Below are 24,814 nucleotides of genomic sequence, written 5' to 3'. Positions count from 1 at the left end.
GCACGACCAAGATCCTGACCCTGTTCCATCCCGCCTCGGGCCAGGTGCGCCTGCAGCCGGCCGAGCACTGTACGAATGCGGTGCTGCATCCCTGGCTGCGCGAGCGTCTCAGCGCGATCCTGGCGGAGTTGCCCGCCCCAGCTGTCGCCGATCCCGCTCTCACGCACGCGGCGTGGGAGGCCTGGCAGGCCGGGCTGAGCCGGTGCTTCACCTTGCCGGAGGAGGTGCCGCCGCTGCGGCTGCTGTTGGTGTGGGACAATCTTACCGGCCACAAGACTCCTGAACTGGTGCTGTGGCTGTGTGCGCATGGCGTCATGCCGCTGTACACGCCGGTCGCCGGCAGCTGGCTCAACATGGCGGAGTCGATCCAGCGCGTGCTCAAACGGCGGGCGCTCGCGGGACAGCATCCGCAGAGTTCCGACGAGATCGGGAGCTGGTTCGAGCAGACGGCACGCTGCTGGAATGCGCAGCCGACACCGTTTGTCTGGAACGGCAAGCGCCGGCAGCGGCGCCGGCGCTGCGCGACGGAGCAGATCCATCGCGTTGGCGGTTCCGGAGCCTGTACCAGCCAACCGCTGCCCCAGCCGAAATCACAGGCACCAGCAGAATGCCAGACCCGACGGCAGACGACCCACTAGTTCGCCGATCGAGCCAAGCGGCATCGTCCGGCACGGGGAACCGAACCCATGGGCATCCGTTTCCGCCATGAGCCAAGGATGGTGCCGTGGCCTGGACCCGCTTCATGCTTCACTGCCTGACGGTCGCGATGCTCGCACTCGGCATCGCGAGCGCCCCGCTGTACGCGGGTGCACGGGCAGGGGACGTTCCGGCAGGGGTGCCGAGCCATCATAGCCATTTGGCCCAGGTCGCCCGCAGCACCCCCGGGCACGGCCACGTCTCCCCGGTGAAGCCGCATGCGATGGGCCAGACCTGCTGCCACCCCGGCTGCATCATGGCAGTCGTTCCTGGCTTCGCCACCCTCACGACCGACCTGCTGCCGTGGGTCATGGTCCCGATCCCGCGCGATCCGCGGGGTTCCCCCACCGCTCCATCGGGGATCGACCGTCCGCCGAAACACGCCTGAACCAGGAACGGAACAGGCACACCTCGGCGTGAGCTTCCGTTTGCCATGAGACTCAGCCCGCCGGCGCGTCAGGTGCCGTGCCCTTGCGGGCCGTGACCTCACCGCGCCTGGAATTCAGGAGAGAACCCTATGAACCAGATGTCCAAAGAGATGCAGTCCTGCATCGACGAATGCCTGCGCTGCTACCAGACCTGCCTCGGGATGGCGATGAACCACTGCCTGGAGCAGGGCGGCAAGCACGTCGAGCCGGAACACTTCCGCCTCATGATGGCCTGCGCCGAAATCTGCCGCACCTCGGCCCACTTCATGCTGATCGGCACGCCCCACCACAAGCACACCTGCCGCGAATGTGCCGAGATCTGCGAGGAGTGCGCCCGGTCCTGCGAGCAGGTCGGCGACATGCAGGAATGCGTCGACCAGTGCCGTCGTTGTGCCGAGAGCTGCCGGAAGATGGCAGCCTGACCCGATCAGGAACGAGACGCCCGGCCCCACGGGGCGCCGGGCCCCGTTCAGGGGCTGACCCCGGGCCGTTCCTTGCCACGGCAGGGAGCGGCCCGCATGTCCCGATAAGGAGGACATCGACATGTCCAAGTACATGCGCTTCGGCGCGATGATCGTGACGTCCACTGTCGTGATGTTCGCGCTGATGTACCTGAACGTCTACAGCTCCGATCATATCTACTTCAGCCAGACGCGGGCCTGGATGGCCCTGGTGATGGGCGCCACGATGGCCATCGTCATGCTGGCCTTCATGCTCGGCATGTACTCGAACGCCAAGGCCAACCTCGCAATCTTCCTCGGGAGCGTGGTGGTCTTCGCCGTGGCCCTCTACCTCGTCCGCAGCCAGGACACGGTCGGGGACGTCGCCTGGATGAAGGCGATGATCCCGCACCACTCCATCGCCATCCTGACGAGCGAGCGGGCACATATCTCGGACCCGCGTGTCCGCAAGCTCGCCGATGACATCATCAGCGCCCAGCGCCGCGAGATCGACGAGATGAAAGCCTTGATCGAGGAGATGGAGAAGGCTCACTGAACCCGCTCTCACCGTACCACCATGGCCGAGGACCGCGTGCTGGCAGGCCCATGAAGATTCAGAAGGGTACGAGGCCGTTGCGACTATGCATTGAGACCGGATCCGGAAGCCCCCGGGCACACACACCACTTGATCCAGTGACGACACGCAGCACTGGTCCCAATGGCCGAACCCCTCTCGTCATTGCTGCCATGACGATATAGGAACGCTTATCACTTATGTGGCGTGCCGGAGCCGGAGTCCGTTGGGCTCAATCCGAGCCGCATTCCTTTGCCTCTGAGGTCTGTCGTGGCGATCCGTATTCCTCACCGCTTCCACACATGGCGTTCACTCCCGCACTGGCGCAGCCGTATCGTGTTCTGGAGCGGCGGTACGTTGGTCGGGCTCATCGCCGCCTTGTTCGCGATCCTGGCAGATGAGGCGCAATCCGGGTTCCGGCAGGTGGTCACGGCCTCACCCTATTGGCCGCTCCTGCTGACTCCGGCCGCTTTCGCCCTTTCCGTCACCCTGGCCAGGCGCTTCTTTCCGGGCTCCCAGGGCAGCGGCATTCCCCAGACGATCGCCGCCCGGCAGCTTACGGACGATACGGCCCGCCAGCGGGTCGTCTCCGTCCGCATCGCGGTCGGCAAGGTGGTGCTCACGCTTCTGGGCTTGGCCTGCGGAGCATCAGTCGGGCGCGAGGGCCCTACCGTGCAGGTCGGAGCGTCCATTCTCCATGCTGCGGGCCAAGCCTCCGGCCGGCACTATCAGGGCGTCATTCTGGCTGGGAGCGCCGCCGGCGTGGCAGCGGCCTTCAACACCCCGCTGGCCGGGATCGTGTTTGCCATCGAGGAGATGAGCCGCTCCTTCGAGCAGAAGACCAGCGGGCTCGTCCTGACCACCGTGATCATCGCTGGCATGGCCTCTTTGGCCTTGCTCGGGAACTACACCTATTTCGGGCACAGCAGCGCCACGATCACCTCGCTCAAGGATTGGCTGGCGGTTCCCCTCTGTGGTCTTGGCGGTGGGCTAATGGGTGGCGTCTTCAGCCGCATCGTGGTTGCGGTTGCCCGGGGGAGTGGACGCCTGCAAGCTGTCGCCAAGCGCTATCCGGTGCTGTTCGCCGCATGCTGCGGCCTTCTGATCGCCCTTCTCGGCTTGGCCTCCGCCAACACCATCTACGGAACGGGCTATCGCGAGGCCCGGCAATTGTTGGAGGGCGCCTCCGATGTTCCGGCCAGCTTCGGGCTCTTCAAGATGGCAGCAACAATCCTGTCCTCGATCAGCGGCATTCCCGGCGGGATCTTTGCACCGTCGCTCGCGATCGGGGCCGGCATCGGTGCAAATCTCTCGGCGCTGCTCCCAGGAGTGCCGGTCAGCACTCTGGTGCTCCTTGGCATGGTCGGCTATTTCGCCGGCGTGGTGCAGGCGCCGATCACCTCATTTGTGATCGTGATGGAGATGACCGACAATCACGCCATGGCCATCCCGCTGATGGCAACGGCACTCCTTGGCTACGGCGCGTCCCGCTTCATCGGCACGGAGGCGATCTATCACGCGCTCTCTCAGGGCTTCCTATCCAATCACACGGAGGCGGCGGCGCCGGCTGGGCACCGTTGCATTAACCTCGGCCGTATAGCGAGGAGCGGTTCATCAAGGATCCGCTCCCGTGTCTCTGTTCAAGCGCCGTCGCTTTCCTGTTGAGATCATCCTGCTGTGCGTGCGCTGGTACTGCAAGTACGGGATCAGCTATCGCGACTTGGCCGAGATGATGCAGGAGCGCGGTGTCGCCATTGCCCCAAGCACGATCTTCCGCTGGGTTCAACGCTACGCTCCCGAAATCGAGAAGCGGGTGCGCCGCTATCAGGGGCTGCGATCCGGATCATGGCGCGTGGATGAAACCTATGTGCGGGTTGGCGGACGCTGGCGATATTTGTTTCGAGCGATCGACAAACACGGTCGGCTGATTGCCTCTATGCTGTCCAGCCGGCGTGATACCGGAGCCGCTTATCGCTTCCTGCGCAAAGCCCTGCGGGTGGTGAGCGACTATCCTCCTTCATCCATCACGACCGACAAACTGGCTTCGTATTCCAAGGCTATCCTGCGCCTGCAGAACGAAGGGCTTCTGCCGAACGATGTGGTACACCGCACCTCGAAATATCTGAATAACATCCTTGAGGCGGATCATGGCGCGCTCAAGCGCGTGATCCGGCCGACACGCGGCTTCCAGAGCATGAAAACCGCCGCCGCAACTCTGACGGGTTTTGAAGTCATGCGCATGATCCGCCGCGGTCATCACAACAAGCGGGGATGGCAAGCGACAAGCGAAATTCGTCTCGTCAATCAGCTCTTCGGTCTGGCTGCCTGAGCGGCCCGTTAAACTGGGTCCGTTATGCCGTTTTCAAGTTACTGCAACGGTGCCCTCCGAACGGGGTACCACCGCCGTCCAGCAGCATGTATGCAAATCTCTTCCGGAATGTTGACAATTTCCGGCCGCAAGCGTCCACTTCGCTAAGCCACGTCGCATCAGCGAGAGACTTAGGCTTCCGGCGGCGGGCCTGGAGGGACGGGCGATGAGCACTCGGCGTACAGCAATTCAAGTGATTGCGCTTGCGGCAGTGTCTGCGTTGGCCATTGTGGCGACCGGAGCATCCTCGGTCGAGGCCGCCGACAAGGAGCTTAAAATTGGGTTCGTCGGCGTAACCAGTGGCCCCGCTGCCGCGTGGGGGACATCAAATGTCCGCTCGATGCAAACTCGGGCCGAATGGTTAAATCAAACCGGCGGCGTGCGGATCGGTGACACAACCTACAACATCAACATCGTCACGTTCGATGATCAAAAGGATCCCAAGCGGGCGATCGCCGGCATGGAAAAGATGGCGCAGGAAGGCATCCACTATGTCGTCGGTCCAAACGTCGATGATGGCGCGGCGGCAGTCCGCCCTGTCGCCGAGAAGGCAGGCATCATCTACTTCCCTTATGCCTTCCCGAAAGAGCTTTATGTAAAGCCTGCATCAAATGCAGTGCTCGGCATGATCGCGAGCTATCAGTCTGGCCCCGCCATCTACAAATATCTGAAAGAGAACAAAGGGGTAAAAAGTATCGCCTTTATCGCGGCCAATGAGTCCGACCCGCTCAGTCAACGGGACAGTGGCGTTGCGGCCGCGAAGGCACTCGGCCTACAGATTGTCGCCGAAAAAGACACTTACCAGAATGACACGCGCGACTTCACCCCGGTGTTGACGCCGATTGTCAAGCTGAAACCGGATCTGCTCGTGCTCTCAGGCGTCGCCCCTGGCAACGCGCCTCTCTTGATCCGCGCAGCGAGAGAACTCGGCTTTAAGGGACTAATCTCGACCGAGACGGCTCACGACGCCAAAGTGTTGGCGGAGGGAGCAGGCGATCTCGCCAACGGGTTCATATCGGTGGGCGGTGCGTCGACACCCGAGATCCGCTCACCCATCATGGCAGAGTTTATCGACCGCTATACGAAGAAGTTCGGCGAGTACAATGACGAGTCGAATACCAAGGTATACGCGCTTGAATACATCCTTGAAACCCTGAAATCCAATCCTAAAGCGGTCGACAACGTCGATGAGTTCAAGAAGACGGTCGACACGTTTTCGGCTCCGAATCCATTCATGAAGGGCGACAACAAGCTCAAGTATGTCGGTTCGACTTCGTTCGGGCAGAAGCGCCAACTTGCTGTCCCGATGGTGGTCAATGAGTATCACGACGGTGAATTCAAGACATTGTTCATCGGTGAGGTCGACTGACGTTCTTGCCACAAGCACCATGAGCAGGCTCCGCTCATGGTGCAATCCGTAAGTCCCTAACTGGATCCTTTCATGGAGCAGGTGATCGCAAACGGGCTGTATCTCGGGGCGCAATACGCGCTCATCGCTCTTGGACTGACGCTGATTTTCGCGCTGATGAACGTCCTGAATTTTGCGCATGGTCAGATGTACGTGCTCGGCGGGTTCATCACTTATTATGTCTATGGCCAGCTCGGTCTCCCCTTTGCTTTGGCGCTCCTGGCGTCCGGAACAACGCTTGCCGCTGCGGGTGCCCTGATCGAAAAATTTCTCTTCCGCCCAGTGATACGGAGAAGCATTCGGGAAGAGAGCACGATGCTGCTCGCGGCCGCCGTCGCCTTCTTTCTCGACGCGATTATCCTCCTCCTCTTCGGGGAAAAACAGCGGGGCGTACCGAAGATCGTCAATGGCGTGTTCCTGTCCGATTCTTTGATCATGCCTTACGATCGCTTGCTGATTGGCGCCGTGGCGCTCGTCATGATCGCGATGTTCATGCTGTTCATGCAGTATTCGAAGCCCGGACGGGCGATGCGGGCTCTGGCGCAAGACCGTGTTGCAGCTCAACTGATGGGAGTTCGTGTTGACCGTTACTCTATGATCGGGTTCGCACTTGGTGCCATGCTTGCAGGTGTGGTCGGGGGCCTTCTTGTCGCGATTACGGGCGTCAACTCCGGCATAGGAGGGCCAATCTCGGTCAAGGCCTTCATGATGGTCATGATCGGAGGAGCGGGAGTCGTCGGGGGAGCCATTGCCGGGGGCTTCATCCTGGGCATGCTCGAGTCCGTGGGGCTCAGCGTCCTGCATGCCTATGGCGACGTCACGTACCTGGCAATTTTCGCAGCCCTGATGGTGTTCCTGAGCATTCGCCCCAATGGGCTGATGGGCAAGCCCTGGGGGTGATGTGACATGTCGACGTCAAAGCTGATGTGGGTCCTGGGCTTCCTCGCAATAACGCTTGTGGCGGTTCCCTGGATCATCGTCGTGACGGGCCGTTCAGATCTGTACTACACGTTGACGGCAGTCGCGCTGCTTGCTATCGCAAGTGGCGGCGTCTGGCTCACATTCTACATAGGCCGCATCAACATCGGCCAAGCCGCCTATGCGCTGCTTGGCGGCTATATCTCCGCCATTCTCGTCGTTCGCTACGGCGTACCGTTCTGGCACACCTTGCCGCTGGCCGGCGTGTTGTGCGCCGGGGCGAGCGTTCTGATCGGCCTCCCGATTCTACGTCTCCGCGGCGTCTACTTTGCCATGGTGACGCTAGTCCTCACGGAGGTCGCCCGCCTCTTGGCCCTTGCCCTTCCGGTGACCAACGGCGCCAAAGGCCTCGTGAACATTCCGCTCCCAGGCCCAATCACGCTATTTAGTGTTGAGCTTCTACCGGATTTCGCAGCGCTGGCAAATCCGCGCCGTGCCTTCTACTTCGCGGCCGTCGTGCTGATGGTTATGTGCTATACGGGACTTTATCGGTTGGTGCATTCCCGCATTGGCCGTCTCTGTCTCTCGCTCCAGCAGAACGAGGAATTGGCCTCCTCGATCGGCGTCAATGTCGCGTACCTGCGCCTTGTCATTTACGCCGTCTCGTCCTTTCTGGGCGGGATTGCCGGGGCGATGTTCATTGCCATTTCTCAGTCTATCTATCCGTCGAGCTTTACAACAGCCGACTCAATCAACTTCATGCTGAATTGCTTCCTCGGCGGGCTCGGATACGTCCTTGGACCGATACTTGGAACCTTCCTCCTGTATTTCGGCTGGGACCTCCTGTTCAAGACGGGCCAGTTTCAGCTCCTGATCTTCTCCTCTGTGCTCATCGTCCTCATGCTGACACTGCCCAACGGACTGCTTAGCCTCGGCCCCTGGAAGCAGATGAAGGGGACCTCCGGTGGGTGATATTCTTCAGATATCCGGTTTGACGAAGAGGTTCGGCGGTCTCACCGCCGTCAACAATGTCTCGTTCTCCGTACGCGAGGGCGAAATTCTCTCGGTTATTGGGCCGAATGGGGCTGGAAAATCCACCCTTTTTAAGCTCGTTGCCTCATTCCTGCGACCGACCGCGGGCGAGGTTCGGTTTCGAGGACAGCGTATCTCGGGTCTCTCACCACATGTCGTGGCTCGGATGGGCATCGTCCGCACTTTCCAGGAGACGACAATTTTCAAGGGTATGACGGTGCGCGAGAACGTCATTATCGCTCACCAGTTGAGAGCCCGAGCGAGCCTTCCAGGCTTCTATATCGGGTCCTCCACAGCCCGGAAGGATGAGACCGAGTTCCGAAAGTCTGCCGATGAGATTCTCGAGTTTCTCGGTCTTGATCGAGTCCAGGATGAACCCGCGATGGCCCTCCCTCACGGTCATCTCCGGGCACTCGGAATGGCAATTGGCCTCGCCACGAATCCCAAGATCCTTCTGCTCGACGAGCCATTTGCCGGGATGAACCATGACGAGACGATGTGTGCTGTTGAGATGGTAAAGGACGTGTGCAATCGGGGCGTCACCATACTCCTGGTTGAGCATGACATGCCGGCAGTGATGCAGATTTCCCATCGAATTGTTGTGCTGAATTTCGGGGAGAAGATTGCGGAAGGAAGTCCAACTGATATCCGGCAGGACGGGAAGGTCATTGAGGCCTATCTCGGGATTGAAGACGAGACGATCGGATTTTGAGACATGGCCAAGCTGCTGACATGCAGAGATGTGGAGCTCTATTACGATCACGTACATGCGTTGAAAGGTGTTTCGCTCGAGATTGACGAAGGTGAGACAGTTGCCTTGATCGGAGCGAACGGCGCTGGCAAGTCGTCGATCCTGCGAGCGATCACGGGACTGAAGCGGATCTGGTCCGGCGAGATCCATTATCAGGGCATACGCATCGATCGTTGCAAGCCAGACGAAATCGTCAAGATGGGGATTGTCATGGTGCCGGAGGGACGGCGGGTCTTTCCCTATATGTCTGTCAAGGACAACCTTCTTATGGGAGCCTTCACGCGGACCGACCGGACCGGCGTCGGCATGAGCCTTGACATGGTCCTGAACCGTTTCCCCCGTCTCAAGGAACGCTACTCCCAATCGGCCGGTACCATGAGTGGCGGTGAACAGCAGATGCTGGTGATAGGTCGTGCGTTGATGGCCAAACCGCGTCTGCTTTTGCTCGATGAACCATCCCTCGGGATCGCGCCCAAGCTGGTCCAAGACATCGCACGGTCAATTGTTGCAATCAACAGAGACGAGAAGGTCAGCGTGTTGCTGGTTGAGCAGAACTCTCGCATGGCGCTGAGGATTTCCCGGCGCGCCTACGCGCTGACGACCGGGCGGATTGCGCTCGCGGGGCAATCCGCGGAGATGCTGAATGACGAGCGTGTCAGGCATCTCTACCTTGGTGGAGAACTCCAGTAGCAGGTAAGCCACGTCATGCAGATTTGTGTTGTTAACCCGAATACGACGGCCTCGATGACCCGGAAGATCGGCAGTGCAGCCGCTGCCGTCGCCGCCAAAGGGACGAATATCATCACTGTCAATCCGAGTTTTGGCCCGCCAAGCATCGAAGGGTATTTTGACGAGGCCTTCTCTGTTCCCGGGCTGATCGAAGAGATCAGCAATGCGCCAGACGCGGACGCATACATTGTTGCATGCTTTGACGATACCGGCCTCGATACGGCTCGCTGCATTACAGACGCGCCGGTGATCGGAATCGGCGAAGCCGCCTTTCATATGGCGACATTGATTGCGGGACAATTCAGCGTCGTGACAACGCTATCCCGCTCAATCCCGGCGATCGAGGGTAACTTGGTCCGGTACGGACTTCGGACTCGCTGCGCCAAAGTGCGCGCGTCGGATGTACCGGTGCTCGAACTGGAGGCTCCCGGTTCGAACGCACGTCACCGCATCTCGGATGAGATCTCCGCCGCGATCCGCGATGATCGGGCCGAGGCAATCGTCCTCGGTTGTGCTGGGATGACGGATCTCGCATCCTCCCTATGGCAGGAGCACGGAATACCTGTTCTCGATGGGGTGACCTGCGCGGTCAAGCTCTGCGAGGGTCTCGTGGCTCTCGGCCTCAAGACTTCAAAAGTCGGGGGGTACGCCATGCCTCGGGCCAAAACCTATTCCGGCCTTTTTGCGCGCTTTTCGCCAAGTGGGACAGATACGCTGACAGGCGACGATGACCCGCCCGAAAGGGGATCGGAAGACACGTGAAACCGACGGATACGAAAGATACCCCCGTAGCCTTCGCCCAAAGGGAGAAACCAAACGCCCGCTGGGTTGATGTTTACTCCAGGCTGAGAGAGGCGATTGTGTCACACTGCCTCGCACCAGGAATGAAATTGCCTGAGGGTGAACTCGCATCGATCTATTCCGTGAGTCGCACTGCCATCCGGTCGGCGCTGCAGGCCTTGGCCCATGATCGTTTAGTGAAGCTTGAGCCGAATCGAGGAGCCTTTGTCGCGCAACCGTCAAAGCAGGAGGCGCGCGAGATCTTCGACGCTCGACTGCTCATCGAACCGCGGGTTGCAGCACTCGCGGCGTCGGCCGCCAAGCGATCTGACATCGTGTGTTTGCGCCGGCATCTCGAGGACGAGAAGGAGGCCCTTCATGCCGGGCAGGTCGGCGCGTCGATCTCGCTATCGGCACGGTTCCACGTGGCAGTCGCCGAGGTCGCTGCACATACAATCCTGAAAGAACTTGTCACTGATCTTGTGTCCCGCTCGTCTCTTATAATAGCTCTGTATTGGCGCCGGCGTGACGTCACCTGCGAAAGTCATGCTCACCATGCTCTCGTTGACGCACTTGCCCGGCATGAGCTCGGTCATGCCTCCGAACTAATGGCTGACCACTTGGCCGATCTCGTGGCTGGTCTCGATCTGACAAGCAGTGACATCAGGCCAGGAAGTCTCGCCGAAGTGTTGCGATAGTTGGATCCGGTTCTCCGCTTTCCGTTGAGCCTACGCATGGCGGGGAGATGTTCGCGGGGGTTGTCACGTTAACCGGGGCATGAGACGAGCGGTGTAGATGATCCGGCATGAGCAAGCCGATCGGCTCTGTTGCATTAACTTTGGGAGACACAATCTGTAGCGCCTTTGCTTCGATCAAAAGCTACTACGTCCTGTGGCTTGACAAGTTAATGCAACAGAGCCTCGGGCAATGATGTGCGGACCTAAGGCCTCCCGTTTGACCTCAAAAGCGAAGTCGCTTGCCTCGGGCGTGTGAGGAAGGCGATCGAAGCGGACGTCAGGAGGCAGGTCAGGAATATTCATCGGTCGACCTTCTGGTGAACGTAGACGCCCGTCATCGAAGCCTGAGCTCGATCCGGTTGGGCCGGGGACCGGGGCGCCCTGTCGCGTAGAAGCCCGTCCTGGTCAGCAGCCGGATGGATGTGAACCGGCCTTGCACGGCGGCCTGTCCGTGCAGGCCGGGCGTTTCTGCGGAGAGGACGAGGAGACCCAAGGTCGCCGCGCACACGTTGTAGAAGCCGCTCGGCGCTCGGCCTACTGCGGGGACATCGTCTGACATTCCGGCAGGCGGTGGACTGGTGCTGCCGTGGCCTGCAACCGCTCAGGGGGGATGCAAGGCGGGAAGCCGGAGTTCTGCATTCCCTCGACCAGCCGCTGCCGCTCGGCGTCGCTGTAGCCGGGGCTGTTCAGGGCAAAGCTCTCGATCGTGAGGTCGGGATAGCGCTTGAGCGCCTCGAGGACCGTTGCCCTCGCTTCCTCCTGGCGGCCGAGCGCCGCATAGGTCACGGCTGCCTGCACCCAGCCGCCGGGCGTTCGGGTCTGCGGATCCTCGCGCTCCACGAGGCGCAGGGCATCCTCATAGCGGCCAGCCATGAGATAGGCCATCCTGTAGTACCCCGCGGCCGAGGCCGAGTAGTTCGGGTTGAGGCGCATGGCCCGGTCCGCCGCCTGTGCACCGCGCTCGGGCTCGCCGAACTTGCTCGCCCACCCGGCGAAGCTCGTGAGAATGCCGACATCGCTCGGGTTAAGCCGCAACGCCGTCTCGAATTCGGCTTGTGCCCGCGGCAGGTCGTCGGCCATCCCGAGGATATGTCCAAGGGTGGCATGGGCGGTCGCATCCTGGGGATCGAGGTCGACGCCGCGCCGGATCGCCTGCATCGCGGATGCCCGCGCCGTGTCGGCATCAGCCCCAAAACGCATCGTCAGATCGTGAGCGGAGGCCAGGGCCACCCATGCGCGGGCGAGTCTCGGATCCTGGTCGACCGCCTGCTCGAGCCAGCGGATCGCTTCCTCGACGCTGTCCTTGGTGAGGTGACCCATCGCCTCCTGGCCCTGCCGGTAGAGGTCGTAGGCCCTCAGATCCTCCGGTCGCGCGCGTCGGCCGGCTGCCCTTTCGGCTTCCGGGATGGCCCCGCCGGAGGCCGCCAGCCGTGTGCCCACCTGCTCGGCCACCTCGGCCTGCACCGCGAAGACGTCCGTGACCGGCCTGTCCCACCGTTCGGCCCACAGGTGCGTGCCGCGATCGGCCTCGATCAACTGCGCCGTCACGCGGACCTGCTCGCCGCTCCGCTGGATCGAGCCTTCCAGCACGTAGCGGACGTTCAACGTCTTGCCGACCGCACGGATGTCGACCGGCTTTCCGGCGTAGGCCGCGGTGGCGTTGCGCGCCATGACGTCCAGGTCACGGTAGCGGGACAGATCCGTGATGATGTCCTCGGTCACCCCGGCCGCCAGGCGCCCCGTGGCATCGTCACCACCGAGATTGTCGAACGGCAGCACAGCGATCGAAGGCTTGCCGATGATGGGATTGGTGATGACGGTCTCAACGATGGGCTGCACGATGGTGGGCTCGATCCTTTGGGACCGCCACCAGAGGCCGAGCCCCATGACGAGCAACCCCGCGGCAAGGGCGGCTGCGAGGGTCCAGCGGTGGACGAGCCCGGTGCGCCACGACCAGCCCCGGCGGACACCCTCCCTTCTCAGGGTATAGGTGCGTACGGGTTGCGAGATGTTCTTGACGCGCTTCTGTCCGGCAAAGTCGAAGGGCACATTGAGCTTGCCCTTCAGGTGATCGTAGGCGGTTCCCGAGATCATTACCCCGCCCGGCGTGCAGAGCTGTTCCAGCCGCGCGGCGATGTTCACGCCGTTCCCAAGCAGATCCTCGCCCTCGACCACCACGTCACCGAGGTTGATCCCGATCCGAAACACGATCCAGCGCTCCGGCAGGATGTCATCCTGGCGGGCTGCCGTTGCGGCCTGGATCGCGAGGGCACAGGCGACCGCGTCGACCACGGAGCCAAATTCCGCCAGCAGCCCGTCGCCCATCAGCTTGACGATCCGGCCGCGATGCTCGGCCAGCAGTGGGTCGACCACGGCGGAGCGGATGTCCCTCACGGCCGCGAGCGTGCCTTCCTCGTCCTGCTCGACCAGGCGTGAATATCCCACCACATCGGCCGCCAGGATCGCGGCCAGCCGCCGCTCGGTCCGGATGCTCGCCATTCGGAATGGCTCCTGCGACAATCCTTGGCGCAAGGGTAGCACGAGACCCAGCGTCCTGCTGCATCCCGCGCTGCGGAACCGTCAGTCCGCTAGCGGACTGGGATGCCGTACTGGAGGCCGCCCTTGCTCCACAGCGCGTTCAGGCCGCGCTTGATCTTGAGCGGGGATCCCTCGCCGACGTTGCGCTCGAAGCTCTCGCCGTAGTTGCCCACGTGCCTGATGATGCGCACCGCCCAGTCGTTGTTCAGGCAGATCGCTTCGCCGAGCTTGCCCTCGGTTCCGAGCAGGCGCTTGATCTCTGGGTTCTCGGACGTATTCATCTGCTCGACATTGGCCTTTGTCACGCCGAGTTCCTCGGCATCGAGCATGGCCATATGGGTCCAGCGGACGATATCGCCCCACTGATTGTCGCCATGGCGGACGGCCGGGCCAAGCGGCTCCTTCGAGATGATCTCGGGCAGAACGATATGATCGTCGGGAGCCGAAGCCTTCGAGCGAACGGAATAGAGGCCAGCCCTGTCATTCGTGAGGGCGTCGCATCGGCCGGCCTCATAGCCTGCGAAGGCTTCGTCAGAATTGGAGAAGGCTACGACTTGGTATTTCAAGTTGTTGGCACGGAAGTAGTCGGCGAGGTTGAGCTCGGTCGTGGTGCCCTGCTGGGTGCAGGTCGAAGCGCCGTTCAGCTCCTTGGCGGAGGAGACACCGAGCTTCTTGCGGACCATGAAGCCCTGGCCGTCATAGTAGTTGATGACCGGAAAGTCGAGGCCGAGCTGCGTGTCGCGCGACATCGTCATGGTGGAGTTGCGGGACAGCACGTCCACCTCGCCGGACTGGAGCGCCGTGAAGCGGTCCTTGGCGGCGAGCGGGATGAAGCGAACCTTGGTCGGGTCGTCGAAGATGGCCGCGGCGATGGCGCGGCAGAGATCGACGTCGAGGCCCGTCCAGTTGCCCTGAGCGTCCGGCTGGCCAAAACCGGCGAGGCCCGTGTTCGAGCCGCAGGTCAGGAAGCCCTTTTGCTTCACGCTGTTGAGTGTCGCCTGTGCCGAAGCGCCCGTTGCGAGCAAGCTGGCTGTCAGGCCGAAGGCAATCGATACGAGAGGCGGTCCCCTCATGCCACCATCTCCGTCCCTATTGATCGTGTCGTTCATTCAAGGCGACCAACGATAAGCTGGCCTTGGCAATGTTGATCCCGAAGGGCAACAAGTTGAGGCCGAGTGGGCGGCATGGCTCAGGTCCTCGTGCTGGGGCACCCGCATGGAGAGTGCGCCGATCAGCACGGCTGGTCCATCCCATGAGGAGAGCATAAGGATCTGTGGGGCACTCGGGAATGGATCTATTTTAGGAGTCGCTAACTCAAAACGGATCCCTTCAGGCCGATGGGTCACCCTTAAGCACTTCATAGCTGACCCATGAAACCTCGTGCTCTCCGGGTAAGGCAGGAGGCAGGTAGCTGTCTGCTGGGCATTCACGGCAACCTGAGAGGGAAGGGTAGGTCAGGAGCGAAAAGCGAACGCTCTCCGGTCAAGCTGAGGGGCATCCGTGAGCTGATGCGGGTATGGTCTTGGCGGCGGATGCCAATCTCACCGGGACTGGATGGCGACGGTTGCGGCGCACGGAGTCCCTGTGCGGCAAACATTGCGTGCGCTCGCGCCGACCGTGTAACATCTGATATTGTACAGCTTGCTGATGTCTCTCGAGATTGAACTCGGAGCAAGGAGCGCGCCGCAACATCCCTCATCACCCTGCAGGGAATGTGACATCGTGGCCTGTGCTGTACCCTAGGCAAGGAGGGGCTGCTCATGAAAATCAAGGTCATCGGCCTGATGATCGCCCTCTACCTCGCCACACCGGCGGTCGCCGAGGTCGATACCCCATCACACCTGTTTGGTCAGCTGTTCGTGGATGTGCAGATGCAGCGTGTCTTCCCCGATGGCAAGACCTTCGTCGACGCGCTGCCGAACGATGCACCGGTCGCTATCGTGCAACGCTATGAGGAGGAGCGCGGCCGGCCAGGCTTCGACCTCTCCACATTCGTTCACCAAAACTTCACTGTCCCGCCTCGAGAGCGCAGCGCCTATCGCAGCGATCTCAGCGAGGACGTGTGCCGCCACATCGACAATCTGTGGCAGGTTCTCGAACGCAGGCCCGACAGCGTGACGCTCAGTCCTTACTCGTCGCTCCTGCCGCTGCCACGGCCGTACGTCGTGCCAGGTGGACGCTTCGATGAGATCTACTATTGGGATTCCTATTTCACCATGCTGGGGCTTGAGGAAAGCGGTCGCCACGATCTCGCGGTCAGCATGGTCGAGAACTTCGTCAGCCTCGTCGATCGGTACGGGCATATTCCCAATGGCAACCGGAGTTACTTCCTGAGCCGTTCGCAGCCGCCGTTCTTCGCATCCATGGTCGAGCTCATCGCCGTCAGAAGTCGCGATCCTGCCACGATCTATGCCGCGTTCCTGCCGGCTTTGAGCAAAGAGTATGCCTTCTGGATGGAAGGCGCCGACATGCTCGAGCCCGGCAACGCGCATCGCCGTGTCGTGCGCCTTGACGATGGCACGCTCCTGAACCGTTATTGGGATGACCGCGACAGCCCACGCGACGAGTCCTATCGGGAGGATGTCGAAACCGCTCGCGCGTCGAACCGGCCGGCGGCGGAGGTTTACCGCGATCTCCGGGCTGCCGCCGAAAGCGGATGGGACTTCAGCTCGCGCTGGCTCGCCGATGGCAAGTCACTCGCCACCATCAACACCACCGCTCTGGTACCGGTCGATCTCAACAGCCTACTGTTCCATCTCGAGACGATCCTCGCCCAGGCCTATGCGGCCTCGCAGAAGCCGGAAAAGGCTGCCGAATTCAGGGCACGTGCCGCACTGCGCAAGGCGGCGGTTCAACGTTATCTCTGGGATGCCCGCGAAGGCATGTTCACGGATTATCTCTGGCGCGAGAACAAGCCGACCGGGAAGGTGACAGCTGCCGGCTTGTCCCCGCTGTTCTTCGGGCTTGCCACGCAGGCTCAGGCGGATCGTGTGGCTCAGGTGGTGCGATCCCGCCTTCTGAAGCCGGGTGGCCTTGTGGCCACCACGGTTCAGTCGGGGCAGCAATGGGATGCACCGAATGGCTGGGCACCCTTGCAGTGGATCGCGATCGAGGGGCTGAGGGCCTACGGCAAGCGAGCCCTTGCCCAAACGATTGCACGGCGCTGGATCGGCAGGGTCGTCACTGCCTATCGCAACACCGGCAAGCTCATGGAAAAATACAATGTGGTGAACCCTTCGCTCATGGCCGGCGGCGGGGAATATCCGGGCCAGGACGGTTTTGGCTGGACGAATGGCGTGGTGCGAAAATTACTTGTGATCGAAGATGGTTTAGCGGCGGGCACGCGCTGCGCGAGCCCGGTCGCGAACGACAATCTGCCTTCGGGCCTGCCCTGGCCCGGCAGAAGCCTGAAGGCCGCCCCCTAGCTCTGCTAGCGGTACAGCTTCCTGACGAGCCGCGTTGTTGCGGGCTGGACGATCACAGCGCAGGCGAGCGACAGGACCGCTCGCCCCTGAAAGGAAAGAGCCCCGGGCGCGGATGCACCAGGATTTGAGGGTCGTGCGAGATCTGGTTCTGATTGGGGCATCTGGAAGTATGGGGTGGCTTGTGCCGCTGCCTGATGAAGCGAGGTTCGTGTTAGAACGAACAGCGACGAGCGGTCGTAGCCTGCTGCCGGCGGAGCGGCCGCCCATAAAACCTCCTGCTCTCCTACCTCTGGTGATGGAGAGTTTGGTCCTTGCCTGTGGAGCTGCCTCTCATGGCATCCGGACGAGATCAGGGTCAGCTCAGGCCAGCAGCGGTGGCGGGCCAGTTCTACCCTCCCAGCCCGCACCAGCTTCGCACGACTGTCGAGGCGCTTTTGGCTGGAGCAAGGATTGCCCCAGTGGCGGCTCCGAAAGCCATCATAGTCCCTCACGCCGCGTACATCTATTCCGGCGCGGTAGCGGCCACCGCCTTCGCCGCGCTGCAGCCCCATGCCGGTACGATCACGCGGGTGGTGCTAATCGGGCCAGCGCATTACATGCCGTTCCGCGGCCTTGCTGTGCCGACAGTGGATACCTTCGAGACACCGCTCGGGATGGTGTCCCTCGTGCGGGAAGCAGCCACCGCACTTGCGGATTTCGCGCCGGTGGTGCGGGCCGATGCTCCGCACGCGCCTGAGCATGCCCTTGAAGTTGAGCTGCCCTTCCTGCAAACGGTCCTCAGATCGTTCGAGTTAGTCCCACTGCTGGCCGGTGACGCCTCTCCGGAGGAAGTTGCCGGTGCGCTTGACCGGCTGTGGGGCGGCCCGGAAACGCTGATCGTGGTCAGCTCGGACCTGTCGCACTTCCACGATTATGAGACGGCCCGGCGTCTCGATGCCGTCACGGCGGCCCAGATTGAACGGGGCGATGGGGCTAGCCTTGGCCCAGGCAACGCCTGCGGTTACCTTGCCATTGCGGGTCTCCTCATCGAATTGACCCGTCGTGGTCTTGGGGCCCAGCGCCTGGCACTGGCGAACTCCGGCAACACCGCTGGGACACGGGATCGTGTCGTCGGATATGGGGCGTGGATCACCGACGCCGCTCGGAGCGCCTCCTAGAGCGTCTCGGCTTCGGCGGGTTGGTACCAGCGTCTGGCTTGCCCATGGGCTTCACATTGAAGCGATCAGGCCTCTAAGTTCGACGTTGGCCATTTCGGCGGGTGATGTGGGAGCGCAGGGCGGCGAAGCGAACGATGCGGTAGACTGGCAGCGTTTCCGCCAAGAGACACCACCATGCTGGACCTGCCCGCCCGCTTCGCCGCGATCATTGTAGCGTTTGCGCCGCTGTTTCGCCACCGGACCTGGCGCCATGCCGAGATCCTGCTCGTCGGGGCCATCCTAGCGCCCGGCAAGAGCACCGTCACCAGCATCCTGCGCATCTGTGGCCTCAGCTGCGAGCGCCACTTCGTCAATTATCGGCGTTCTCAATCGCGCACGATGGAGCCGCCGCCGCGCCGCTCACCTGCTCCTTGGATTGCTGATCGACACCTTCGTCCCGGCCGGTCCGGTGATCCTCGGTCTCGACGACACCATCGAGCGCCGCCGCGGCAAGCGCATTGCAGCCAAAGGCATCTACCGCGATCCGGTGCGCTCGTCCAACGCCCACTTCGTCAAAGCGTCAGGACTGCGCTGGATCAGCCTGATGCTCCTGGCCCCGATCCCATGGGCGGCTCGGATCTGGGCTCTGCCGTTCCTCACGGCTTTGGCGCCCTCCGAGCGGTCCTGCCATGAGCGCGGACAGCGGCACAAGAAGTTGACCGACTGGGCCCGCCAGATGCTGTTGCAGGTTCGCCGCTGGCGACCCGAGCGCGAGCTGGTGCTGGTGGCTGACATGGGCTTTGCTGCCCTGGAGCTGCTGGCGGCCTTGTCCCGCCGCGGCGTGATCTGCATCACCCGGCTGCGCTTGGATGCCGCCCTCTATGAGCCGGCCCCACGGCGCCGGCTGGGGACGAAGGGCCGGCCGCGCAGCAAAGGAGCGCGCCTGCCGGCCCTGTCTGAGGTGCTCATCCGCACGAGCACCCGCTGGCGCCGCGTCACGGTGCCGGGCTGGTATGGCGAAGGAGACCGTGTGATCGAATTCTGCTCCGCCACCGCGGTGTGGTGCCATAGCGGAAAGCCCGTCGTGCCGATCCGCTGGGTGCTGCTGCGCGATCCGCTCGGGCGCTTCTCGCCGCAGGCGTTGCTGGGCACCGATCCTAAGCGCGACCCGCTGCAGGTCATCCGCTGGTTCATTCTGCGCTGGCAGCTCGATGTCACGTTCCAGGAGGCCCGCGCCCATCTGGGCGTGGAAACACAGCGGCAATGGTCCGATTCTGCCGTGGCTCGCTCCACCCCATGTCTGTTCGGACTGTTCTCGATGGTGACCCTGCTGGCCGGCCAACTCCATCATCAGACCCGCACGGCTGTTTGGACCGACAGCTGGTACCGCAAGTCGCGTCCGACCTTCGCGGGTGCTCTGGCGGCCGTGCGGCGGCAGATCTGGCGCGAGGTGGGTTTACTCACGTCCCGGTGCCGGCACAACGCACCAAAACCCTCACCGGCCCTTCAGCGATGCTTGGTATACGCACTCTGTCATGCCGCGTGAGGGGCTAAACTCGAGCTAAGGCCAGGAGTAATAATCCATGATCCCGATCCGACGCTTTCGCTTTCGCCTCCATATCAGGAGAGCATGCGTTATTGATAGGCAGACAACCGCGTTGAGATGGCGGGCTCCTCAAACGGATCCACAAGTTAGCGCCCCGCAGATCCTTCACCGCACTACTCCTCTCCGATTGCACGATCGAGAGTCGACAGGCGAGAGTGCCTGTTGCACACGGACTTCGCCACCATCGAGATTGGCCTCCGGCCACAAGAGCCGTCCGGCCGTTCGCGAAGGAGGTCATCTCATGTCGAGCTGTGAATCAGCATCGAACGCACACCCCTGAGCCGACTGCCATTAGGGACATGACTTCGCGGGCGAACTCATAGCGTCGGCGGGGTTATCATCGGCGCCGATCCTGACCCCACAGAATTTCCATTTTGTGTCACTAAGCCAAGGCATTGCGCTACTCTCACGACGGGCCAGCCGTCGGTGCTGATTCACATTCTGAGATCAGGGGTCAGCTCGCACAATCGGGTATCCTTAGGAGGTGCTGCTCGGAAGGTCCGCTCATGACGGAAACATCGGGCGTTGCTGAAGAGTGAGGGTGCTCACCATTTCGCTCGGTTGGCAATGGAAAGGTCGAAATGCCGGCGCCTTACAGCAGAGGCGTGAGAAGCCGGGCGATGTTCTCGATAACCTTCCTGGCAAGTGGACGCGCCTTCCACTGCGCGTCGAGCAGGAGATCGGATCTCGCAAAGTAACGGGCTTGCTCGGCCTGGAGATGCCCCGTCAGTTCGCGGTCGAAAAGCACCAGATTAATCTCGGAGTTCAGCGTGAACGAACGCATATCCATGTTGCTCGATCCGATCTGCGCCACATCCTGGTCAATGCTCAGGTGCTTTGCGTGGAGCAGCTTGTCTCGATAAAGGTGGATCTTGATCCCGGCATCGAGAAGCTCAGTGTAGTAGGAGCGCTGCGCCAAGCTGACCAGCGTCTGGTCAACAGGCTTCGACAAGACAATATGGACATCAACTCCACGCAGTACAGCTGTTTCCAGTGCATGGAGAAGGGCATCGTCGGGGATGAAATACGGCGTTGTGATCACGATCCTCTTGCGGGCGCCATGAATGAGCGCCTCGATGACACGTTCGACACCGGCTGCAGGGTAGTCGGGGCCACTCGGCAGCACCTGCGCAACAACATGGCCGCTGTGGATCGGTTCTGGGAACAGGTCGGGGCCTTTGAGCACTTGGTCCGTCTCGAGGAACCAGTCAGCAACAAAGACAGCCTGCAGCTCAAGCACGACGGGCCCGGAGACCCGCACGACAAGTTCCTGGTTGGTGACACGTGGGTTGAAATCCGCATTAACAATGTTCTGAGAGCCGACATACCCAATCCGACCGTCAATCACTGCAATTTTGCGGTGGTTGCGCAGGTCGGCACGGGTCGACCGCCGCCGCAGCAACCTGATGGGAAGGACGAGATGCGCCGACACACCGGCATCTGTGAGAGCCTTCACGACCTGGGTGGCCCAGGCGTGTGACCCCAGTGCATCGATGAGCACGCGGCATACGACGCCCCGTTCGACGGCGCGCGCCAGTGCCGCGATGATCTTCTTGCCGCTGGTGTCATCGGCGAAGATGTAGAAGAGCAGATGGACATGATCTGTGGCCGCGTCGATGTCATCCGCGATGCGGTCGAGCGTCTCGTCGTAGTGGGAAAGAAGATCAGCTCCATTACCGTTCAGAGCTGGGAAATGGCCGAGGTTTTGGATCAGTCGTGCGGCCTGGGCTAAGTTGGATGGCAGATCTGGCTCCTGGCGAGCCCTGAGTTCCCTCACGCGGGCGACTTCCGCCCTGAGCACATGGGGTAGTCTTGCAAATTGCAGGCGCCGCCACTTCGGGTAGTCAGGCCGGCCAATGAGAAGATAGAGGACAACCGCCGGCCAGGGCAGAAAGAACCCGAACAGCAGCCACCCCTTTGCGGCTTCGGGAGACCGCCGGAACGGGATGACCACCAGCATCAGCACCCTGATGATCCACTCGGACATCAGGTAAAGACTTGCCCATGAGAATGCGCTGGTCAGATCCATCAGGCTGCTGTCAAGTTTCTGTGATGGCAGGTTCTACGCCAATTTTGCGTGGCTGCAACCAAGTGACAAGCTTCGTCTGGGTCAGGGGTGGGAGCGACGTTTGCTAAGCGACCGGAAACGCAGGAGAGCATAAGGACCCGTGGGCAGCAATTTCTTCCGCAGCCTTGGTCCTCATAATCTACCGTCAGACAGGCCTGATCACTACCCCTCGAAGGGGCCCTCTCACTGGCCGCCCCATGGTTCTTCATGTTCCCAAGAGTGCCTGTTGCACCTGGCTTGCCCCGTCCTCAAGATCGATCGTTGGCCACGAAAGCCGTCCGGCCGCTCACGAAGGAGGTCATCTCATGTCGAGCATCGTGCGTGCCGCCTGCATAGCCGCTCTCTCGGGCCTCATCGCGCTGGCCGCCGGCGGCGCCCGCGCCCAGGAATCACCGAACCTGATCGGCACCTGGAAGGGATCGGCCCAGGCGGTTTATATCGGCTCGAATCCTTACCGCGTGGCGGAGAAGGCCGGCGCGAACTTCTCAACGAACCTGATCGAGTTCACCTATTCGATCACCGAGCAGAAGGGTAACGTCTTCGCCGGAACATCCGGGGCGGGCACATTTTCGGAGACGCTGATCGGCGCGATCAGTCCCGACAATCGCTCCCGCGTCATGTCGGACGATGACGGCCAGTACACATTCACGATCCGCGACAGCAACACCCTCGATATCTGCTACCAGCATAGCTTCCCGACGAGCCGCGTTGCCGCGTGCTGGACGATTAAGCGCGGCGCAGGCTAGCGGCGGGGGCTGCTCGGGGCCAAGGTGCTGAAGGCGAGGCCAAGACCGTGGATCTGATGCTAGCCCAACTTGGCGGCGCCCGACCACGCGAGCTCACCGGCCGCCATCGCGCCTGGGCATCGTGTGAGCGAAGAGATTGCAGTGATCACGACCTCGGCGAACCCGAAAAGGCTAGGGTGCGCTGGGCGCCTGATCGCCTTCCTTGCGGCAGGATCCAGGACCATTGTGATGGCCATCGACAGTTCCCGGGAGGAGTGAGACCGTGGCGGAGACAGGAGGGTACCACGTTGTGCTCGGTGCCACCGGTGGCGCCGGTCAGGCCCTCGTGGCCGAGCTGGTACGCCAGGGCCGTCGCGTGCGAGCGGTCAGCCACCGAGCCTCTGAGCCATGGCCCAAGGGCGTCGAGGCCATCACGGCCGACATCCTGCGGTCTGACGAGGTTCGGACGGCCTGCCGGGATGCAGCGGTCGTCTATCACGCGGCGAATGTGCCGTATTCGCAATGGCAGCAGGTCCTGCCGGCTATGACCGAGAGCGTGATCGCAGGCGCCTCGGCCGCCGATGCTGTTCTCGTGGTGGTCGACAACCTTTACATGTACGGTCCCTCGAGCGGTTCAATGACCGAGGACAGCCCGCGCCGGGCGAATGGTCCCAAGGGGCAGCTGCGGGCTCGCCTGGAAGAGGTGTTTCTGGCCGCTCACAGGAGCGGCCGGGTCGGGGTCGCGATCGGCCGCGGCTCGGACTTCTTTGGGCCCCATGCCAACTCAGCCGCCAATCTGCTGGTGATCGAGCCGGCGCTGCGGGGAAAAACCGCCTCCTGGCTCGGCTCGTTGGATGCGCCTCACACCCTCACCTATCTGCCGGACTTTGCCCGCGGTCTGATCACGCTCGGGACCAATGCCCGCGCCTGGGGCGAGGTCTGGCACATTGCGAGCGGCCCGCCGGTGACGGGCCGGACCTTCATCACCGAAGTGTTCGAGGCTCTGGGCCAGCCGCCCCGGATGCGGCGGCTCGGGCGGGGGATGCTGACGCTGGCCGGCCTGTTCGATCGCCAGATCCGCGAGGCCCGTGAAGTGCTGTATCAGTTCGAGCAGCCGTTCGTGATGGACACGTCCAAGTTTGAGCGCGTGTTCGGCGGCTCGGTCACGCCCCTGCGGGAGGGCGTTCGACAAACCATTGCCGCCCTGCAATCGACCCGCTGAGTGCGGGCCACCCGTAACCCCATCATCAGCCCGCTCTAGCGAGGACCGAGGAAGGCGATCCCACGCCCAGTCCTCACACCACCGGAAGCTGGTCGAGGCTGTGTCAAAACGCGAGCAGGTCGCTCAGTGGAGCAATTTGATTTCGTGCAGGCGCTGACAGACCGCGGAATTCTCGGTACAGGAGCATAAATTCGTACGAATCTTTCGGCACGGCCGAGCCTGTTTGAGTTTTGACACACTCTCGGTCTGGTGCAGACCAGCCGTCGATGCCACGGGCACCAGCTCGATCCGTCATCGGTCGGGACCCCGCAGAAGACCGCCTCGGCTTCGTCCGATAACATAGCGGCATTGCTGCGCCCGCAGGTGGAAGAGCGTGGTTCGGTCGCGAGGAGAGGGCTCGGGGATCTCAGGCATGGGATACTCAGTGACAGTGATCTGACTCCTAAAAGCCTGGGTCCCGAGGAGTTCCGTGCCGGTGTGCCCTTCCTGGCATGGCACCGTTGCAGTAACTTGAAAACCGCATAACGGACCCAGTTTCACGGGCCGCTTAGGCAGCAAGACCGAAGAGCTGATTGACCAGACGGATTTCGCCTATCGCTCGCCATCCCCGCTTGTTGTAATGACCGCGGCGGATCATGCGCATGATCTCAAAACCCTTCAGGGTCGCCGCTGCAGTTGTCATCGTCTGAAAGCCGCGAGTCGGACGGATCACTCGCTTAAGTGCACCGTGATCCGCTTCGATGATGTTGTTCAAGTACTTTGACGTCCGATGCTCGACATCTTTCGATAGCAACCCTTCATTCTGCAAGCGCCGGATTGCCTTCGGGTAAGATGCCAGTTTGTCAGTCGTGATCGAGGACGGCCGATAATCGCTCATTGTCTTCAGAGCCTTGCGCAGGAAGCGATAAGCCGCTCCAGTATCACGCCGACCAGCCAGCATGGAGTCGATCAGTCGACCATGTTTATCGACCGCTCGGAACAAATATCGCCAGCGTCCGCCCACTCGTACATCTCATCCACTCGCCACGGACCTGCACGATGTCCTTGGCAGGGCCGCATCCGCTTCTCAATCTCCGGGGCATAGCGTTGGACCCAACGAAAGATCGTGCTCGGATGGACGCTGATACCGCGCTCGCACATCATTTCCGCCACATCGCGGTAGCTGATCCCGTACTTGCAGTACCAGCGCGCGCACAGCAGGATGATCGCGACCGGAAAACGGCGGCGCTTGAA

The 24,814-nt window shown here is 61.9% G+C and carries 21 protein-coding genes and 1 pseudogene; 18 read left to right on the top strand and 4 right to left on the bottom strand.

From position 1 onward, the window contains the following. The 13 genes from DDF70_RS27565 to DDF70_RS27505 all read left to right on the top strand — a co-directional run. Positions 1-638, top strand: a 638-nt coding sequence (locus DDF70_RS27565) for a transposase (protein ID WP_205772497.1), incomplete at its 5' end; no start/stop codon positions are given. 104 nt (positions 639-742) lie between these two features. Further along, a complete protein-coding gene (locus DDF70_RS27560; RefSeq protein WP_162820711.1) occupies positions 743-1,084 on the top strand; it encodes a hypothetical protein in 342 nt (113 codons plus the stop codon). Positions 1,085-1,213: 129 nt separating this feature from the next. Then, entirely contained in the window at positions 1,214-1,546 is a 333-nt protein-coding gene (locus tag DDF70_RS27555; protein WP_114947930.1) for a four-helix bundle copper-binding protein, read from the top strand. Positions 1,547-1,667: 121 nt separating this feature from the next. After that, positions 1,668-2,120: a DUF305 domain-containing protein gene (locus DDF70_RS27550; protein WP_114947929.1), complete on the top strand. Its 453-nt coding sequence runs from the start codon at positions 1,668-1,670 to the stop codon at positions 2,118-2,120. Positions 2,121-2,408: 288 nt separating this feature from the next. Further along, entirely contained in the window at positions 2,409-3,803 is a 1,395-nt protein-coding gene (locus DDF70_RS27545; protein WP_114947928.1) for a chloride channel protein, read from the top strand. Continuing rightward, positions 3,769-4,467, top strand: a complete 699-nt coding sequence (locus DDF70_RS27540) for an IS6 family transposase (RefSeq protein ID WP_114947927.1) — start codon at positions 3,769-3,771, stop codon at positions 4,465-4,467. The genes DDF70_RS27545 and DDF70_RS27540 overlap by 35 nt, the downstream gene beginning before the upstream one ends. 205 nt (positions 4,468-4,672) lie before the next feature. Next, the gene (locus DDF70_RS27535; protein WP_114947926.1) at positions 4,673-5,875 is read left to right on the top strand and encodes an ABC transporter substrate-binding protein; all 1,203 of its coding nucleotides are present in this window, start codon (positions 4,673-4,675) and stop codon (positions 5,873-5,875) included. Positions 5,876-5,947: 72 nt separating this feature from the next. Further along, positions 5,948-6,814 (top strand): branched-chain amino acid ABC transporter permease, encoded by an 867-nt coding sequence (locus DDF70_RS27530; protein ID WP_114947925.1) that lies wholly within the window; start codon positions 5,948-5,950, stop codon positions 6,812-6,814. 6 nt (positions 6,815-6,820) lie between these two features. Beyond that, complete coding sequence (locus tag DDF70_RS27525; protein WP_114947924.1) at positions 6,821-7,804, top strand: branched-chain amino acid ABC transporter permease; 984 nt, start codon at positions 6,821-6,823, stop codon at positions 7,802-7,804. After that, on the top strand, positions 7,797-8,576 hold the full coding sequence (locus tag DDF70_RS27520; protein ID WP_114947923.1) for an ABC transporter ATP-binding protein: 780 nt from the start codon (positions 7,797-7,799) through the stop codon (positions 8,574-8,576). The genes DDF70_RS27525 and DDF70_RS27520 overlap by 8 nt, the downstream gene beginning before the upstream one ends. Positions 8,577-8,579: 3 nt before the next feature. Beyond that, complete coding sequence (locus DDF70_RS27515) at positions 8,580-9,305, top strand: ABC transporter ATP-binding protein (RefSeq protein ID WP_114947922.1); 726 nt, start codon at positions 8,580-8,582, stop codon at positions 9,303-9,305. Between the two features lie 15 nt (positions 9,306-9,320). Continuing rightward, positions 9,321-10,106 (top strand): aspartate/glutamate racemase family protein, encoded by a 786-nt coding sequence (locus DDF70_RS27510; protein WP_114947921.1) that lies wholly within the window; start codon positions 9,321-9,323, stop codon positions 10,104-10,106. Then, a complete protein-coding gene (locus DDF70_RS27505; protein WP_245435667.1) occupies positions 10,103-10,822 on the top strand; it encodes a GntR family transcriptional regulator in 720 nt (239 codons plus the stop codon). The genes DDF70_RS27510 and DDF70_RS27505 overlap by 4 nt, the downstream gene beginning before the upstream one ends. A 573-nt stretch (positions 10,823-11,395) precedes the next feature. Here the strand turns inward: DDF70_RS27505 and DDF70_RS27500 are convergent. Further along, on the bottom strand, positions 11,396-13,360 hold the full coding sequence (locus tag DDF70_RS27500) for an adenylate/guanylate cyclase domain-containing protein (RefSeq protein WP_114947920.1): 1,965 nt from the start codon (positions 13,358-13,360) through the stop codon (positions 11,396-11,398). Between the two features lie 89 nt (positions 13,361-13,449). Next, positions 13,450-14,472, bottom strand: coding sequence for an amino acid ABC transporter substrate-binding protein (locus tag DDF70_RS27495; protein WP_114947919.1), 1,023 nt, complete (start codon positions 14,470-14,472; stop codon positions 13,450-13,452). A gap of 687 nt (positions 14,473-15,159) precedes the next feature. Here DDF70_RS27495 and treF point away from each other — a divergent pair. The 3 genes from treF to DDF70_RS27480 all read left to right on the top strand — a co-directional run bounded on the left by treF (position 15,160) and on the right by DDF70_RS27480 (position 19,506). Beyond that, positions 15,160-16,824 carry an alpha,alpha-trehalase TreF gene (treF, locus tag DDF70_RS27490; RefSeq protein ID WP_114947918.1) on the top strand — a complete coding sequence of 555 codons (1,665 nt, stop codon included), beginning with the start codon at positions 15,160-15,162 and terminating at the stop codon, positions 16,822-16,824. Positions 16,825-17,156: 332 nt separating this feature from the next. Continuing rightward, positions 17,157-17,981, top strand: coding sequence for an AmmeMemoRadiSam system protein B (amrB, locus tag DDF70_RS27485; protein ID WP_114947917.1), 825 nt, complete (start codon positions 17,157-17,159; stop codon positions 17,979-17,981). A 322-nt stretch (positions 17,982-18,303) separates the two neighbouring features. Then, positions 18,304-19,506, top strand: a complete 1,203-nt coding sequence (locus DDF70_RS27480) for an IS701 family transposase (protein WP_245435666.1) — start codon at positions 18,304-18,306, stop codon at positions 19,504-19,506. A gap of 652 nt (positions 19,507-20,158) precedes the next feature. Here the strand turns inward: DDF70_RS27480 and cls are convergent. Further along, positions 20,159-21,595, bottom strand: coding sequence for a cardiolipin synthase (gene cls / locus DDF70_RS27475; protein WP_170316129.1), 1,437 nt, complete (start codon positions 21,593-21,595; stop codon positions 20,159-20,161). 344 nt (positions 21,596-21,939) lie between these two features. Between cls and DDF70_RS27470 the strand changes: the two genes are divergently transcribed. Both DDF70_RS27470 and DDF70_RS27465 read left to right on the top strand, forming a co-directional pair. Next, positions 21,940-22,380, top strand: a complete 441-nt coding sequence (locus tag DDF70_RS27470; protein WP_114947916.1) for a hypothetical protein — start codon at positions 21,940-21,942, stop codon at positions 22,378-22,380. A gap of 262 nt (positions 22,381-22,642) precedes the next feature. Further along, entirely contained in the window at positions 22,643-23,581 is a 939-nt protein-coding gene (locus tag DDF70_RS27465) for an NAD-dependent epimerase/dehydratase family protein (protein WP_114947915.1), read from the top strand. 547 nt (positions 23,582-24,128) lie between these two features. Here the strand turns inward: DDF70_RS27465 and DDF70_RS27460 are convergent. Further along, positions 24,129-24,814 (bottom strand): annotated as a pseudogene (locus DDF70_RS27460) (IS6 family transposase); the annotation flags it as partial.

Origin of the sequence: Microvirga calopogonii, assembly GCF_003347665.1 — a bacterium.
Lineage (GTDB): Bacteria > Pseudomonadota > Alphaproteobacteria > Rhizobiales > Beijerinckiaceae > Microvirga > Microvirga calopogonii.
This window is presented reverse-complemented; position numbering and strand designations above follow the sequence as displayed.

Bases quoted from the DNA above. Each gene is read 5' to 3' on its own strand.
- DDF70_RS27550 (WP_114947929.1), top strand. From the start codon at position 1,668: ATGTCCAAGTACATGCGCTTCGGCGCGATGATCGTGACGTCCACTGTC.
- DDF70_RS27530 (WP_114947925.1), top strand. From the start codon at position 5,948: ATGGAGCAGGTGATCGCAAACGGGCTGTATCTCGGGGCGCAATACGCG.
- cls (WP_170316129.1), bottom strand. From the start codon at position 21,595: ATGGATCTGACCAGCGCATTCTCATGGGCAAGTCTTTACCTGATGTCC.
- DDF70_RS27470 (WP_114947916.1), top strand. From the start codon at position 21,940: ATGTCGAGCATCGTGCGTGCCGCCTGCATAGCCGCTCTCTCGGGCCTC.
- amrB (WP_114947917.1), top strand. From the start codon at position 17,157: ATGGCATCCGGACGAGATCAGGGTCAGCTCAGGCCAGCAGCGGTGGCG.
- DDF70_RS27560 (WP_162820711.1), top strand. From the start codon at position 743: ATGCTTCACTGCCTGACGGTCGCGATGCTCGCACTCGGCATCGCGAGC.
- DDF70_RS27510 (WP_114947921.1), top strand. From the start codon at position 9,321: ATGCAGATTTGTGTTGTTAACCCGAATACGACGGCCTCGATGACCCGG.
- DDF70_RS27535 (WP_114947926.1), top strand. From the start codon at position 4,673: ATGAGCACTCGGCGTACAGCAATTCAAGTGATTGCGCTTGCGGCAGTG.
- DDF70_RS27515 (WP_114947922.1), top strand. From the start codon at position 8,580: ATGGCCAAGCTGCTGACATGCAGAGATGTGGAGCTCTATTACGATCAC.
- DDF70_RS27525 (WP_114947924.1), top strand. From the start codon at position 6,821: ATGTCGACGTCAAAGCTGATGTGGGTCCTGGGCTTCCTCGCAATAACG.
- treF (WP_114947918.1), top strand. From the start codon at position 15,160: ATGAAAATCAAGGTCATCGGCCTGATGATCGCCCTCTACCTCGCCACA.
- DDF70_RS27500 (WP_114947920.1), bottom strand. From the start codon at position 13,360: ATGGCGAGCATCCGGACCGAGCGGCGGCTGGCCGCGATCCTGGCGGCC.
- DDF70_RS27495 (WP_114947919.1), bottom strand. From the start codon at position 14,472: ATGAGGGGACCGCCTCTCGTATCGATTGCCTTCGGCCTGACAGCCAGC.
- DDF70_RS27555 (WP_114947930.1), top strand. From the start codon at position 1,214: ATGAACCAGATGTCCAAAGAGATGCAGTCCTGCATCGACGAATGCCTG.